We start from the raw sequence: 13,968 nt of genomic DNA on the forward strand, positions 1-13,968 counted from the left end.
TTGAGCCTAATGGAAGTAATCAAATGAAACAATTAGAACAGAAGGTAAAATGACATCAGATAATAATTGAGAAAAGAGAAGGTGAAGGTAGAGTGGATATTATACAATGGATTTTTATTATTTTGATCGCACTCTTTGTGATCAATCGTTTTATTCCCAAAAAAGGCATTACGAATATAACTGTTCAAGAAGCAAAAGATAAATTTAAGGATAAAAGTGTTCAATTTATAGATGTCCGTACACCGGGTGAATATAAAGCAAATCATCGCAAACCGTTTAAAAATATCCCACTTTCCAATTTGCCTAGCCAAGTAGACAAATTGGAAAAAGATAAAGAAGTTGTTGTTATATGTCAAAGCGGAATGAGAAGTGCAAAAGCAGCAAATATGCTAAAAAAACAAGGATTCGAAAATATTTACAATGTAAAAGGTGGAATGAGTGCTTGGTATTAGAAAGGATGACAAGTGATGGCAAAACAAATAGCACCAGAAGAAGTAGCTAAACGTCTTAAAAATAGTGAAGAAGTATTCATAATTGATGTTCGTGAAAATGGAGAAGTAGCTAGTGGTAAAATTCCAAGTGCCAACAACATTCCATTAGGCCAGCTTGCATTAAGAAAAGATGAACTTAACAAAAAGAGAACCTATGTGGTTGTTTGCCAATCTGGTAATCGAAGTAAGGCGGCCTGTGGGATACTAGAGGCATTAGGTTTCAAAGTCGAAGATATGGCAGGTGGAATGAATAATTGGAAAGGAAATCTTGAACGAAAAATAGGGTGATGTTACTAATGCTTCATTATACAATAGAGATAAACAAATCAATAGAAGAAGCCATTCAGTCACAAAAGGAAAATTTAAAGAAGGAGAAGTTTGTTGTTCAATGGCAGTTTGATATTAAGGATACATTGCAAAAAGCCTGATTTTTCTGCTTAATGTAGAAAAATCAGGCCTTTACCCTCTAAAAAATTCCTTGGCGTATAGATAAATGCAGTTTCCTGATACTAACCCAGTTAGCGGCCTTTTCTCCAAGTGTAAAGGCTAATAATGCAATCCCAAGTGATATGGAATCGCTTATCATATGACCAGCATCAGTTAATAATGCAAGACCATTGGTAATAAATCCTCCAATTACTTCGTTGAACATATTTCCAATAATAATAATATTAAAACTTATCGTTAACGTCTTTTTATTTGCATCATGTGTATGGTCATGTCTATGTTTGTGTCCTATTTTATGTTTCCTCCTAAATGAATGGTGCGAAACATTATTCTTTTGAAGTATTTCCTGCTTTTGGAAGATAGATTATAACCTTCGTACCAGCATTTGAATTACTTTCTATCTCAATCTTCCCCCGATGAGCATCAACCAAGGCCTTCACAATAGATAATCCAATTCCCATCCCACCTGTTTTTCGATCCCTTGATTTATCCCCACGATAAAATCTTTCAAAAATATAAGGTAGGTCTTTCTCGGCAATTCCCATACCCTCATCTTGCACAATAAATTTTAGATAACCCTTAGATTGATCTGTTCTTATTATTACATTGTTTCCTTCTGGGGTGTATTGAAGAGCATTATTAATAATATTGGTTAAAATCTGGATTACGCGGTCTTTATCTGCTATAAACCAATGCTCCCCTTTTGGCTTTTGAACGTTTAATTTCACGCCTTTCTTCTGAAAAGCCGGTTGGAAACATTCTTCTATGAAAGTTAAGATATTCCGCACCTCTATACTTGTTTTATATAGTTTTATTTGTGGATTTTCTACAGCAAGTAACTTTTCAAGTTCATTCACAAGACGGACTAGCCTCATCAATTCATTATGGCTCTGCTGTAACCTTGTAGAAGTCGGTTCAAATACTCCATCTAAATACGCTTCAATTTGGCTTCTTAATGTTGCAAGTGGTGTTCTTATCTCATGAGCAAAGTCGGCAGTAAATTGCTTTCGAAGTACTTCTTCTTTTGCTAATGAATCAGCAAGTTGATTAAATGATTCAGCAAGCGGTCTAAGCTCACCTGTCAATTCCGCAACTGGGACAAACGTATGTGATTTATGTTCCTGAAGTTCCTGAATTGCATTTGTTAATTTCTTGAATCCGGTTGTCAAACGTTTGGAGAACAGTAAGCTGAACAAAATTGCTAAAATAACTGTAACAATAATGGCAAGGTAAGTATTCTTTTTTATTGTTTCCGAAAAAGTAATTTCCTTACCTATCATTTGCTTTGGATAATAAACCTTTATAACCCCAATGGGATGATCATCAGATGTAAGGTCATAAGTGATCATTTTATATTTAGTATCCTTTTCATTATCGGAATGCATTCCCATACTATCCATCATTCCAAGCATCATGGTTGTATCGGCTACCATTTGTCCGTCTATGTTATAAATTCTATAAAATAAATGATCGGTCATGGCCTGTTGATGCATCATATTTACCAGTTGATCGTCAACAAGTTTCCCTGTTTTCTTATAAGTTTCTATAGACTTGTTTTCAATAACTGAACTATTTTCCTCTCTATTCTTCTGCAAATACTCACTAAACTGATTATCAAATCCCCATAAAATAGATAAGCTTGTAGTAAGGATACCGGCAAATGAAACAATCAAAAGGTAAAATAAAACTTTAGAACGAAGGGTTAAACGCATCAGGGGTTCCTCCAAACTTATACCCCATCCCAAATACGGTCAGAATATATATTGGGTGTCGGGAATCTGCTTCTATTTTCTTTCTAAGATTTTTTATATGTGTATCGATACTTCTTTCATAGCCCTCAAAATAGGTTCCATCTCCCTGTACCTTTTCAAGTAAATCAGTTCGACTATATACACGACCGGGATAACTTGCCATTGTTACTAATAGTTTATATTCAATGGGAGTTAGGGAGATGATTTGGTCATTCAATTCAACAATCTTTTTAAAGAGGTCTATTTTTACCTTTCCATTATTGAATGATAAATTGTTTACATTTCCCTCTTTTTTAACCCTTCGTAAAATTGCTTTTGCTCTTACAACTACTTCTCTTGGACTAAACGGTTTTGTTACATAATCATCAGCGCCAATGACAATACCATTAATTAAATCTTCTTCCGCTGATTTTGCCGTTAGCATAATAATGGGAACATCATTATCTTTTCTAGTCAATCGACAGACTTCTTCACCCGATATATCTGGCAGCATAAGATCAAGGATAAGAATATCTGGTTGAATCTCTTTGACTTTTTTTAATGCCTCTATACCATTTGAGGCTAGATAAACCCCCCAGCCTTCTTTTTCAAAATATGCTTCTAATACTTCAAGAATCATCTCTTCATCATCTACGATAAGAATTTTTGTCATACCAACCACCTCTTTCCTTTTTATAGTACCACCTAATCAAATGAAAATAATAATCAACACAATTTCCACATAAGTTCCCCATGGAATCTCCATTTATGGATTGTATGATTGATTTAGTTAAGAAAGGAGAGATTAAATATGAAAAAACTAGTTGTTGGGATATTAACTGGAGCTGTTGTATTAGGAGGCGCAACTTTTGCTGCAGCTGATTCAAATGTCTTTAATTTTAAGGATATGAAACCGTTCATTGAACAGATGCACCCAAACCTTTCATTGGAACAGCAGGAACAAATGTTTAATGCTTGCCATGGTGAAAATGGCTTTATGCAAAACGGCACAAATTCCCGTAATATGATGAATAATTTCTAGTCAGAGGATGGTGATTTCAAATGATGATGGGTGGCTATGGATTTGGCATGATGGGCTATGGGATTTTGGGGTGGATTCTCAATCTTCTAGTTATAGGCATTGTCGTTTATTATGCCACAAAGTTAGCTTTAAGAAATTACGATAAGGAACGAAAATAACTTCGGGAACTTTCCAAAAGTCAATTGATGGGAGATTACTCAGATATGAATAAGGTGAAAGCAAGTTTATTTATATTTCTGCTTATCATAGGATTGGTTTTGGCAGGATGTAGCAATAATAATAATCAAGACGGTGCTACAGATGAACAAACCAAAACACAAAACCAAACATCCGATTCAACTTCCGAAAAAGAAGGGATAACGGATCAGAATGTAATTAAATATTATTTTACTGCCGATGAAGGCGGAAGTATTACAAAAATAAATGCAAATACAAACCAAGTGGATTCGACTATTGAGGTCGATGGGATGGCCCATAATGTACAAGTGTCATCAGACGGGGAAATGCTAGCAGCCACAGTTGTTCCTAACATGGATCATGGGGATGATGACTCCATGAACATGGATATGCCGGGGACAGCATTATTCTTGAATACAGCAACAAATGAAGTAGTAAATACAGTTGAAGTGGGAAATCATCCCGCGCATATCGTTTTTACTGAAAACGGGAAATATGTTCTTGTAACAAATAACGAGGATGACACTGTATCTGTTATTGATACTTCAACCTTCAAAGTGGTAAATACAATATCTACTGGAAATAGACCACATGGTTTTAGAATTACCGCGGACAGTTCTACTGCTTACATTGCGAACATGGGTGAAGATACTGTAAGTGTCATTAATCTTAAAACAATGAAAGAGGATAAGAAAATAAAGGTTGGTTCAGCACCAGTTACAACGGGTATCACATCTGATGGCAAGACGCTAATTGCTACATTAAATGCCGAAAATGCATTAGCCATTGTTAATCTAGAAAATGAACAGGTTGATAAGATTCCAGTTGGAAATGGGCCTGCGCAGGTCTATTTGGATAGCAATAATGAATTTGCCTATGTAGCAAATCAGGGGACGGAAAAGAACCCTTCTAATTCTATTACAGTTGTTGACATTATTGCCAAAAAGGAAACAGCAACAATCGAAACAGGAAAAGGTTCGCACGGAGTAGTTACAAGCCCGGACAATAAGCGTGTTTATGTGACAAATATGTTTGATCATACCGTCAGTGTGGTTGATACGGAACAAAATAAAGTGATTGAAACCATTGAAGTTGGTGAAACTCCAAATGGCATTAGTGTTATGGAATAAAATGCTTGGTTGATATCATAAAAGATAAAAGTGAGAAGTACCTTTAAATGCCATGGTAACATTGGTTTTGTGGCCTACCATGGCATTCTTGTCGACAGTCTATTGTTGTTTCATTTTAAAGTAGAAATATGAGAAGGAAGGTAATTTAATATGTTTGATTATACGGTTGCAACAGACAAAAGTATGAACGATGCTATCGAAAGTATAAAGGAAAGCTTAGAAGATGAAGGATTCGGTATTTTATGGATGTTCGATATGAAAGAAAAACTTCAAGAAAAGGAATTGGAATTTCAAAAAGAGCTACGGGTTTTGGAAGTATGTAATCCGCAAGAAGCACAAAGGGTGTTAAACGAAAACCAAATGGCTGGATATTTTTTACCTTGTAAAATTGTTGTTTATGAAGATAATGGACAAACAAAGATTGGTATGCCAAAGCCTACTGCTCTAATTAGTTTGCTTAATGACGATAATATGAAGTTATTTGCAAAGGATATCGAGGATCGGTTAATTAGTTGTATTGATAAAAGTAAATAATTTAATTTAACTGGCTTTGAATGCAATTTATTAGTCCCCAATATGTTTTTTCTAAAGCGCTGTCCAATGCTTAGTATCTTTGGACAGCCTTTATAGTTAGACTGTAATATTGATGATGACCAACCGGAAAGTTCGGTTTATTACTTTGTATATGTTGATATGGAATCACTTCCCATCATACCAGTATGAAACCCGTTGTACCCTTTTATTGACTTATAAAGAAGTACACATATCAGGTTTTTTATATAAAAACAAATAGCGAGGCATTGAGGTTATTTAAGGGAGTAAAATAAAAATACCAAACAACTAACATATAGATAGACGATTAATCTTCTACATAAATACAAATCCTCGAATCCCATCATATATAAACTACTTATCGTAAAATGAAATATACAGGAGGAAAAATAGATGAAAAGAAATGTTGGTATTATTGTGGCGGGGTTGGTGGTTGTTCTAACAGGTTATTTTCTTTTTTTTGTTCAGGGGCTAGGCACATCCAAAATGTTCCCTAATTTGCCTATGAATCCCATGATGGGTACAGACAATCCCTCTTATAATCAATCTAATACTGTTAATGAGTCAGCTTTACCAATTCCACCAATGTTAAAAGATACAAATCCAAATCCAAATAAGGCTGAATTTCATATAACAGCCCAAAATGCAACAAAGGAATTTATATCAGGAACAAAAACTGAAACAATGGGGTATAACGGAGATTACTTAGGTCCGGTTATACGGGTTCGCAGAGGTGAGGAAGTGTCCGTACAGGTGGAAAATAAACTCAAAGATGAAATGACGACAATCCATTGGCATGGACTAGAGGTTGATGGAGACGCTGATGGCGGTCCACACTCAGGAATACAACCGGGTGAGTCATGGACACCTGAGTTTACGATAGAGCAGCCCGCAGCTACGCTATGGTATCATCCCCATCCTGAACGAAAAACGGGTAAACAAGTATATAAAGGATTAGCTGGGCTACTTTTTATTGAGGATGAGGTATCTGATCAATTGGAAATTCCAAGAGACTATGGAGTGAATGATGTTCCACTTATCATTCAAGATAAGCGCTTTAACAAGGATGGAAGCTTTGAATATGATTTGGGTATGCATGATATAATGAACGGTCTGCAGGGGAATACATTACTTGTAAACGGGGCGATTGCTCCATATTTGGAAGTACCTAAAGGTATGATGAGACTCCGTATATTGAATGGCTCTAATGCTAGTGTTTATGAATTAGGTTTTGATAATAATCAAACATTTTATCAAATTGCTAGTGATGGAGGTTTTTTTGAAAAACCAATAAAAATGAATGAACTTAAACTAGGACCCTCAGAAAGAGCAGAAATCCTAGTTGACTTTTCAGAATATAATAATGGCGATGTTATCCAGATGTCAAATCAAGGGGTAAAGTTTCTGAAGTTCAGTGTTAGTGTTAATGGTGCAAGTGTAAAACAATTTACAATACCAGAAAAATTGAATCCAATTGAAAAGATTAATCCCGAAGATGCTGTAAGAACAAGAAAATTTGTATTTCAGGGTATGGGGCCAAGGGTAAATATCAATGGTAAACAAATGGATATAAATCGAATAGATGAACAGGTGAACCTGAATACAACAGAAATATGGGAAGTTTCCAATGAAAGCGGAATGGGGATGATGGGAGGTACTGTACATCCATTCCATGCACATGGTGTGCAATTTCAGATTATTGACCGTGACGGAAATCCACCCCCATTAAATGAGACTGGCTGGAAAGATACTTTTCTTGTGTCTCCGGGGGAAAAAGTTCGAGCAATTGCAACGTTTAATCATTCCGGTGTGTTTATGTATCACTGTCATATCCTTGAGCATGAAGATGCAGGAATGATGGGTCAATTTCAGGTAGAATAGGAATTTAATCCCGAAGGTGAGATGATTTTAAAATTGGACATAAATGATAAAATTAAAAAACGATATAACCGAATCTCTAGAATATATGAAGGAATGGACCGAATGATAAAGAGGGATTGGCGGGCAGAATTACTTTCAAATGCTACTGGTAGAGTTTTGGAAGTAGGGATTGGCACAGGGGGTAATTTGACGTTTTATCCCGAACATATTGAATCACTGACAGGAGTTGACTTCAGTAAAGGCATGTTGAACCATGCTAGGAAAAAGGTTACACAGCTAAATAAAAAGTTTCCAATTGAATTGATGGAGGCGGATATACAAGATTTGCCGTTTGAAAATAACAGCTTTGATACTATTATTTCAACCTGTGTTTTCTGTTCTGTCCCAGATCCTATTATTGGATTAAAGGAGTTAGGAAGGGTTTGTAAACCGGATGGAACGATATTGATGCTAGAACATATGAGAAGCGAACATAGATTAATTGGGTGGGCGATGGATATAATGAATCCAATAACAGTCAACATCTGGGGAGCAAATATTAATAGGGATACAATAAAAAATATAGAATATGCAGATTTGAAAATTGAATCCGATTCACGTTTGATGGGGTCAATTTTAAAAAGACTGTCTGTTAAGCCAAATAAGGTTTTCCAAAGCCGAGCGCTTTGATTGAAATGATAGAAGATGAGGAATTGAAAAAAATTGAAACAGATATTGAAGAACGATTAATTGTATGTATTGATCAAAGCAAGTAAATAGGTGAAATTGAAAGGAATCTTTTTAACCTTATCCTTCAATTAGTAAAAGAGGTTATGTACAAATGAAACAATCCGTGACAGTATACACGTCAAGCCTATGCCCTGTATGTGGAATGCTAAAAAACTTTCTAAACTCTTTTGATATTACTTATGAAGAAGTGATTGTAGATCTGAATCCTATAGCAAGGATAAAATTGGTACAAAAGTCGAAAAGACTAACAGTTCCACAAACTAATATAAATGGAAATTGGGTTAGTGGATTTGATCCTGAGAGACTGTTAACGATATTAAATAATTGATTTGGTGTAATCACCCAAAAAACAGTAAGAACCCAAACGGTTTTTACTGTTTTTTAATTTTTATTTTGAAACGGATGTACAAGTCTCAACTAGGATTGCATATATCCGAAATGGATAATTAAGCAAGTGATATCAATTTGACAATACATAGATTTTGACCTTATTTTCTCATGTGAACAAAGCCTTATTTTAATCTAAATTATGCCCTAAATGGACTGTTTATGTCTGTCAAACGACTTGAGTATTTTTATACTGATAATTTCAAAGAAATTAGGATAGATATGATAAAATAAAGGTAATGGTACGAATAGGGAGTTACTGAGATGATGTTTAAAGTAAAACTTTTTGATGTTAAAGGAAAAGAACTTGAAATTGAAAATAAAATCATTGGTGAACTCGTGTTTGAATCTAAACAAGCATTTGACCATTTTATAAATGCAATTAGAGAATGCTTACCACCTGACTTCCAATATAAAGTAATTTCTAAAAAGGTAAATTCAAATAATGATAAGAAATAATTTTTGCTTATTAGTTCCTTTTATTCGTCAACTATAACGCTTGTATTTGTCTTTTTTGTGGTTCGGTTAATAATGTATCCAACCCAAAAGAATAAAAACGGATTATTATGCCCCAATTCAATTAAAAAATACAAATGTTAAAATGCGGGTATAATGGGTAAAATATACAATGATGCAACTAGAAAAACTACCAAGAATCAAAAAGAAGGCTGTATTTTTAGCCTTCTTTCCAAAAGATTGCTTTAGGATTTAAAGAAAAGCAACCAAATTAACGACTGCCACATTTTTGAACAGTCGTTTTTCTTCTCTCTCATTTTTTTAACTCAAAATTCTTTTGGCAATTAGAAACCCAAAAGGGTAAAGATTCTGTAATTTTTGTTTTTACGTATCTGGCTTTGTTTCAGTACGGAGTTTATGTAAAACTCTCCTTTTTGTCTAAACCCATGTAAGAAGATCACTTAAAATTAAAATAGTTATAATAACACTTCATGAGTAATTCATAAGCAAGGTCTAGGTTTTTTATGGAGTTTAGTTATGGTGTATCAGTTATTATTCAACCATCTTTATTTATTCCAATGAAACAACATCTTCTCACCCATTTTATTTTCATACTGCATCAACAAAAACATTCTTCTTTTCTGTCCCCTTAACTGCTAAATTAATCCCCCCTATTAAAACAATCTTTATAAAGAAATAAACATTTATAGAGGCTAATTTACTAAATGTAATATAATAAGTTTATTCCTATTAGTTATTAGCTTTAAAACTAACGGCGTTATGTCCACTTCCATTAAGTCCACTTTTTTGTAGATACAGAACTGCTAGCCAAGCTTTAGAGGAAAGTTTAATCGCAAAAACTGCAAAAGTAGTTTCTTTATTAACGGATGATTTACCATATAAGGAGGAAGTAAAATTTTTCCCTTCTAAAAGAATATTTGATAACAAAAAAGTGGAAAGCCATAGTGCCATTATTCCTACCTATATAGTACCAAAGAAACTGAGTTTGGATGAAAAACAAGTATATGAAGCAGTGAAAAACCGGCTTATTATGCAGTTTATGCCAATCGCTGAATATGAAGAAACAAAAATTACTACAAAAATAGTAGATATGCCGATAAAAGGTGTTTTTTATACAAAAGGAAAGGTCCAGCTTGTTGAAGGGTGGAAAAAAGTGGAGAATATTCAATCAAAAGATACTTTATTGCCCTTTGTTCAGACCAATGATGAAGTGGAGAGTGTTAAGATGGAAACGACTACTCACACGACTCAACCTCCAAAAGAGCATTCGGAAAAAACCTTATTAAGAGTGATGGAAACATGTGGGAAAAATAAGGGAGATGATGGAGAAAAGGAAGAAGAAATCGAGGCTATTTTAAATGGATATAGCATTGGCACTCCTGCAACACGTGCGGAAACAATCAAAAAATTAAAGGATATCGGCTATATTACAACCCAAAATAAATCGCTTGTCTGTACAGAATTAGGGAGAAAGTTAGTTGAAACTTTCCCTATTAAAGATTTATTTAATTTACAATTTACTGGACGTTTAGAAAAAAATCTATTCGATATTGAAAAAGGAACATTTAGCAAACAGGATTTTTTACAAATTATTTATCAATTTACAATCGACTCTGTCCAAACGATTAAAAACGATGCTGATATTATTATTCAGGAAGTTACTTACAATAGGAAAAAGGCTGAAATACTTGGAAAATGTCCTAATTGCGGGCATGCTGTCATAGAAGGAGCAAAAGGCTATGGCTGCAGCAATTGGAAAAGCGGCTGTAAGTATGTTATTTGGAAGAATGATAAGTTTTTAGCAACCATGAAAAAAAAACCAACAAAAACAATGGTAAAAGCATTGTTGAAATCTGGTAAAGTAGCAGTTAAGGGGTTAACTAGTAAAAAGGGTAATAAATTTGATGCTATTTTAACCTATAACAAAAATAATGATCATGAGTATTTTAGCTGGGAAATGGATTTTTTAAAGGATAATATGAATACAGAAAAAAAACAATGAAACGATTGATAAAAAAGTGCGTAAATGGTAATATTATTTTTCGTTTTCATAATCTCGCTTATAACAGCTTGTTTCATGTATTTTTATATAGTAAAATGCATAAAGAGTAGAAAACTTTTCCTAATTTTATGTAAGTTGAAATAATCTAGATGAGAAAGATTTGTGCTAATGATATTTAAATCAAATAAAGGTTAAAGAATAGGTATTGATAAGTTTATCTTTAATTTTTTAACATTTTGATAAAAAGCGTAGGTATAGTGAAGTTCTAATTTTGGGTTATAATAGGGAATATAACGAAACGACAACTGCTGAAAATGTAATAGTTGAAGTTTTACTGTATTAGAATAGAAGTTATTGTAATGTGATAGGAGGGCTATTGTTTAAGATGCCAACACCTAGTATGGAAGACTATATTGAACAAATTTATAATTTGATTGAAGAAAAAGGATATGCAAGAGTCTCTGATATTGCTGAAGCATTATCGGTTCACCCATCCTCTGTGACGAAAATGGTTCAGAAGCTAGATAAAGACGGTTATCTCGTTTATGAAAAATATCGAGGATTAGTATTAACAGTTAAAGGAAAAAAAATCGGGAAAAGATTAGTATACCGTCATGAATTATTAGAGCAATTATTACGTATTATTGGAGTGAAAGAAGAAAATATCTATCAAGATGTTGAAGGAATTGAACATCATTTAAGCTGGGATTCTATTGACCGTGTTGGAGATTTGGTTCAATATTTCGAAGAAGATGAAGAGCGTATTCACGCGTTGAAATTAATCCAGAAGAAAAATGAAGAAATAGAATAAAAACAAAGGGACTAACAATCAAAAAGGACGAGATACAGGAACTTGTTTGAAAGTTAGTCTCCAAGATGGTTTTCGTCATTTGTTTCGGTCATTAATAAATTAACGGATAATTATCAAAAGTATTCTCAAAACTCATGGAAAGTCCATCCTCTTCCTGATTTTCTGTGATTTCTACCCCATCAATTATTCCATTTTCCACCTCCATCAGCGCCTTTCTATATGAAATGAATCTACCTTCTGAAGTTTTAAAACTGATGATTTGTCCATTATGATTTCTTTCTACAGCAACTAGCTGCTCCATAAAGCTTCCTCCCTTAATAGTAGCTAAAAATCGTTTACTACTTCATTTACTATGTGTCATTTCATCTGAATTACGCCAATAGTATATACAAAATTCAAAAGTTTATCCCTTCTTTTCCTCTTTTTATAAATAACAGGTTGTAATTTTCTGTCTTCTGTACCTACCCTCTTCAATAACATATTATTATTTGATTACCCGAAAATGGAAGATATAATCTTTTTAAAAATCGATTTTTACTATCACTTTGTAAAATTTGTATAAAGAACAATCTAGAGAAAAATGAAACCTTCTTTTCTTTTAATCGTACATTATTTAGATAACCAAGCAATAATGCAAAAATTAATTTCTTTTTAACATATGTTCGAAGAAGGAAAAATTGCATTAAAAACTCGAAATATTATCCGTTTAATTGGATGTGAAATAAGTAAGTCAGCACATGTAGTTGGAAAAGGAGAGGAGCTTTTTTATGGGAAGATATTCATTACAGGATTTTGTGGAGCAGACAGAGCAAAAGGATAAAGGTGAAGGATTATTTGAATTAGAAACACCAAGAATGCTTGAAATTAACTTATCTGATCAAATTTGGGCAAAAGCTGGCAGTATGGTTTCTTATAGAGGCAATATAAAATTTACAAGAGAAGGTGTCTTGGAACATGGACTCGGAAAAATGTTTAAAAAGGCGTTAACAGGAGAAGGAGCTTCTTTAATGAAAGCAACAGGAGAAGGAAAATTATATGTTGCCGATCAAGGGAAGAAAATTTCCATCTTGCACTTGCAAAATGAATCTTTATTTGTAAATGGCAATGATCTATTAGCATTTGAACCAAGTATTAATTGGGATATTAAATTGATGAAAAGAATTGCTGGTATGATGGCAGGTGGATTATTTAATATTCATTTATCTGGTCGAGGAATGATAGCTATTACCTCTCATTACGAGCCATTAACATTAAAGGTAACACCGCAAAATCCTGTTTTTACGGACCCTAATGCAACAGTTGCTTGGTCTGGCAATTTACAGCCTGAATTTGTAACAGACATTTCTTTGAAAACGTTTTTTGGAAGAGGAAGCGGCGAGTCTATTCAAATGAAGTTTAGTGGAGAAGGTTTTGTAGTTGTACAGCCATTCGAGGAAGTTTATTATTCAGAAAACAAAAGCTGATCAAGAGGATGCAAAAGGAAAGGTGGCTGCATGAAAAGTGAGAGTTCTTTTCATACAGCTATTTTTTTACGAAGATTTATATAAAAGAAATATTCATTCCCTCAATAATAACCAATTCAAAATAAAATTATTTTTTTCTAGGAATAGAATAGCCATTTTCTATTTTTTTAAATCCAATATGCGGATAATAGTCCATTGCAATTGGAGAGGCTAACAGTATTAATGCTACCTCTTCGCTAATTTGTTCTTGGACTGATTGAATTAAAGCTTTTCCAATTCCACGTTTTTGATAGTTTCTGTCAACGGCTAAATCTGATAAATAGCAGCAATAGCTGAAATCAGTGATCGCTCTAGCTATTCCAACAAGCTTGTCACCATCCCATGCAGATATTAAGATATCTGCATTTTCTAACATTTGTTTTAATCGAGGTAAATCATCCGTCGGTCTTTTAATCCCCGAATCATTAAAAATAATTGCTAATTCCTCTGGATTAATTATCACGTTACTTTTTAATTGAATTTGTTCTATATTTTTCTGTTGATTCATGTTAAAATCAGCTCCTCTATTATGAATATTTTGATTATATAGAAATTCTGATATGATAAAAAGTGTCAGATTTGATGTAATTAACGATGCCAGTTTGATGAG

General features: G+C 33.6%; 17 protein-coding genes and 2 pseudogenes. 14 read left to right on the forward strand and 5 right to left on the reverse strand.

Annotated features, from left to right (window positions below; translation table 11 throughout):
• The first annotated feature begins 92 nt into the window (after nucleotides 1-92).
• Genes AC5LWL_RS11365 through AC5LWL_RS11375 form a run of 3 tightly spaced genes read left to right on the forward strand, consistent with a single transcriptional unit; the run spans nucleotide 93 to nucleotide 919 of the window.
• On the forward strand, nucleotides 93-452 hold the full coding sequence (locus tag AC5LWL_RS11365) for a rhodanese-like domain-containing protein (protein ID WP_088051595.1): 360 nt from the start codon (nucleotides 93-95) through the stop codon (nucleotides 450-452).
• Between the two features lie 15 nt (nucleotides 453-467).
• Nucleotides 468-779: a rhodanese-like domain-containing protein gene (locus AC5LWL_RS11370; RefSeq protein ID WP_379595789.1), complete on the forward strand. Its 312-nt coding sequence runs from the start codon at nucleotides 468-470 to the stop codon at nucleotides 777-779.
• 8 nt (nucleotides 780-787) lie between these two features.
• Nucleotides 788-919 carry a DUF302 domain-containing protein gene (locus AC5LWL_RS11375; protein ID WP_379595787.1) on the forward strand — a complete coding sequence of 44 codons (132 nt, stop codon included), beginning with the start codon at nucleotides 788-790 and terminating at the stop codon, nucleotides 917-919.
• 86 nt (nucleotides 920-1,005) lie between these two features.
• On the opposite strand, the pseudogene AC5LWL_RS11380 reads toward AC5LWL_RS11375, so the two are convergent.
• The 3 genes and pseudogenes from AC5LWL_RS11380 to AC5LWL_RS11390 all read right to left on the reverse strand — a co-directional run.
• Nucleotides 1,006-1,230, reverse strand: a pseudogene (locus AC5LWL_RS11380) (cation efflux transmembrane domain-containing protein); the annotation flags it as partial.
• A gap of 34 nt (nucleotides 1,231-1,264) precedes the next feature.
• Nucleotides 1,265-2,650, reverse strand: a complete 1,386-nt coding sequence (locus AC5LWL_RS11385; protein WP_493434400.1) for a sensor histidine kinase — start codon at nucleotides 2,648-2,650, stop codon at nucleotides 1,265-1,267.
• Entirely contained in the window at nucleotides 2,628-3,341 is a 714-nt protein-coding gene (locus tag AC5LWL_RS11390; RefSeq protein WP_493434401.1) for a response regulator transcription factor, read from the reverse strand. The genes AC5LWL_RS11385 and AC5LWL_RS11390 overlap by 23 nt, the downstream gene beginning before the upstream one ends.
• Nucleotides 3,342-3,479: 138 nt before the next feature.
• Here AC5LWL_RS11390 and AC5LWL_RS11395 point away from each other — a divergent pair, with 138 nt between their 5' ends.
• The 10 genes and pseudogenes from AC5LWL_RS11395 to mntR all read left to right on the forward strand — a co-directional run bounded on the left by AC5LWL_RS11395 (nucleotide 3,480) and on the right by mntR (nucleotide 11,856).
• A complete protein-coding gene (locus AC5LWL_RS11395; RefSeq protein WP_066417346.1) occupies nucleotides 3,480-3,710 on the forward strand; it encodes a hypothetical protein in 231 nt (76 codons plus the stop codon).
• 20 nt (nucleotides 3,711-3,730) lie between these two features.
• Entirely contained in the window at nucleotides 3,731-3,868 is a 138-nt protein-coding gene (locus tag AC5LWL_RS11400; RefSeq protein WP_157076667.1) for a hypothetical protein, read from the forward strand.
• 45 nt (nucleotides 3,869-3,913) lie between these two features.
• Complete coding sequence (locus AC5LWL_RS11405) at nucleotides 3,914-5,017, forward strand: YncE family protein (protein ID WP_066417348.1); 1,104 nt, start codon at nucleotides 3,914-3,916, stop codon at nucleotides 5,015-5,017.
• A 150-nt stretch (nucleotides 5,018-5,167) separates the two neighbouring features.
• Entirely contained in the window at nucleotides 5,168-5,551 is a 384-nt protein-coding gene (locus tag AC5LWL_RS11410; protein ID WP_066417351.1) for a DUF302 domain-containing protein, read from the forward strand.
• A gap of 411 nt (nucleotides 5,552-5,962) precedes the next feature.
• Complete coding sequence (locus AC5LWL_RS11415) at nucleotides 5,963-7,450, forward strand: multicopper oxidase family protein (RefSeq protein WP_066417352.1); 1,488 nt, start codon at nucleotides 5,963-5,965, stop codon at nucleotides 7,448-7,450.
• A 33-nt stretch (nucleotides 7,451-7,483) separates the two neighbouring features.
• A complete protein-coding gene (locus tag AC5LWL_RS11420; RefSeq protein WP_493434402.1) occupies nucleotides 7,484-8,119 on the forward strand; it encodes a class I SAM-dependent methyltransferase in 636 nt (211 codons plus the stop codon).
• Nucleotides 8,120-8,270: 151 nt separating this feature from the next.
• Nucleotides 8,271-8,507, forward strand: coding sequence for a glutaredoxin family protein (locus tag AC5LWL_RS11425; protein ID WP_066417356.1), 237 nt, complete (start codon nucleotides 8,271-8,273; stop codon nucleotides 8,505-8,507).
• A gap of 323 nt (nucleotides 8,508-8,830) precedes the next feature.
• Nucleotides 8,831-9,025, forward strand: coding sequence for a hypothetical protein (locus tag AC5LWL_RS11430; protein WP_066417362.1), 195 nt, complete (start codon nucleotides 8,831-8,833; stop codon nucleotides 9,023-9,025).
• Between the two features lie 814 nt (nucleotides 9,026-9,839).
• Nucleotides 9,840-11,045: pseudogene (locus AC5LWL_RS11435) on the forward strand (DNA topoisomerase); the annotation flags it as partial.
• Between the two features lie 385 nt (nucleotides 11,046-11,430).
• Nucleotides 11,431-11,856, forward strand: coding sequence for a transcriptional regulator MntR (mntR, locus tag AC5LWL_RS11440; protein ID WP_493436596.1), 426 nt, complete (start codon nucleotides 11,431-11,433; stop codon nucleotides 11,854-11,856).
• Nucleotides 11,857-11,947: 91 nt separating this feature from the next.
• Here the strand turns inward: mntR and AC5LWL_RS11445 are convergent, their stop codons facing one another.
• Complete coding sequence (locus AC5LWL_RS11445) at nucleotides 11,948-12,157, reverse strand: DUF3892 domain-containing protein (protein WP_493434403.1); 210 nt, start codon at nucleotides 12,155-12,157, stop codon at nucleotides 11,948-11,950.
• 466 nt (nucleotides 12,158-12,623) lie between these two features.
• On the opposite strand from AC5LWL_RS11445, the gene AC5LWL_RS11450 reads away from it, so the two are divergent.
• Complete coding sequence (locus tag AC5LWL_RS11450) at nucleotides 12,624-13,319, forward strand: AIM24 family protein (RefSeq protein ID WP_493434404.1); 696 nt, start codon at nucleotides 12,624-12,626, stop codon at nucleotides 13,317-13,319.
• 127 nt (nucleotides 13,320-13,446) lie between these two features.
• On the opposite strand, the gene AC5LWL_RS11455 is transcribed toward AC5LWL_RS11450, so the two are convergent.
• On the reverse strand, nucleotides 13,447-13,866 hold the full coding sequence (locus AC5LWL_RS11455; RefSeq protein WP_493434405.1) for a GNAT family N-acetyltransferase: 420 nt from the start codon (nucleotides 13,864-13,866) through the stop codon (nucleotides 13,447-13,449).
• Nucleotides 13,867-13,968 lie beyond the last annotated feature (102 nt).

Source organism: Niallia sp. WK069_GA_01 (assembly GCF_983173855.1).

Bases quoted from the DNA above. Each gene is read 5' to 3' on its own strand.
- AC5LWL_RS11370 (WP_379595789.1), top strand. From the start codon at position 468: ATGGCAAAACAAATAGCACCAGAAGAAGTAGCTAAACGTCTTAAAAAT.
- AC5LWL_RS11385 (WP_493434400.1), bottom strand. From the start codon at position 2,650: ATGCGTTTAACCCTTCGTTCTAAAGTTTTATTTTACCTTTTGATTGTT.
- AC5LWL_RS11405 (WP_066417348.1), top strand. From the start codon at position 3,914: ATGAATAAGGTGAAAGCAAGTTTATTTATATTTCTGCTTATCATAGGA.
- AC5LWL_RS11400 (WP_157076667.1), top strand. From the start codon at position 3,731: ATGATGATGGGTGGCTATGGATTTGGCATGATGGGCTATGGGATTTTG.
- AC5LWL_RS11455 (WP_493434405.1), bottom strand. From the start codon at position 13,866: ATGAATCAACAGAAAAATATAGAACAAATTCAATTAAAAAGTAACGTG.
- AC5LWL_RS11410 (WP_066417351.1), top strand. From the start codon at position 5,168: ATGTTTGATTATACGGTTGCAACAGACAAAAGTATGAACGATGCTATC.
- AC5LWL_RS11450 (WP_493434404.1), top strand. From the start codon at position 12,624: ATGGGAAGATATTCATTACAGGATTTTGTGGAGCAGACAGAGCAAAAG.
- AC5LWL_RS11425 (WP_066417356.1), top strand. From the start codon at position 8,271: ATGAAACAATCCGTGACAGTATACACGTCAAGCCTATGCCCTGTATGT.
- AC5LWL_RS11415 (WP_066417352.1), top strand. From the start codon at position 5,963: ATGAAAAGAAATGTTGGTATTATTGTGGCGGGGTTGGTGGTTGTTCTA.
- AC5LWL_RS11395 (WP_066417346.1), top strand. From the start codon at position 3,480: ATGAAAAAACTAGTTGTTGGGATATTAACTGGAGCTGTTGTATTAGGA.
- AC5LWL_RS11390 (WP_493434401.1), bottom strand. From the start codon at position 3,341: ATGACAAAAATTCTTATCGTAGATGATGAAGAGATGATTCTTGAAGTA.
- AC5LWL_RS11375 (WP_379595787.1), top strand. From the start codon at position 788: ATGCTTCATTATACAATAGAGATAAACAAATCAATAGAAGAAGCCATT.
- mntR (WP_493436596.1), top strand. From the start codon at position 11,431: ATGCCAACACCTAGTATGGAAGACTATATTGAACAAATTTATAATTTG.
- AC5LWL_RS11430 (WP_066417362.1), top strand. From the start codon at position 8,831: ATGATGTTTAAAGTAAAACTTTTTGATGTTAAAGGAAAAGAACTTGAA.
- AC5LWL_RS11445 (WP_493434403.1), bottom strand. From the start codon at position 12,157: ATGGAGCAGCTAGTTGCTGTAGAAAGAAATCATAATGGACAAATCATC.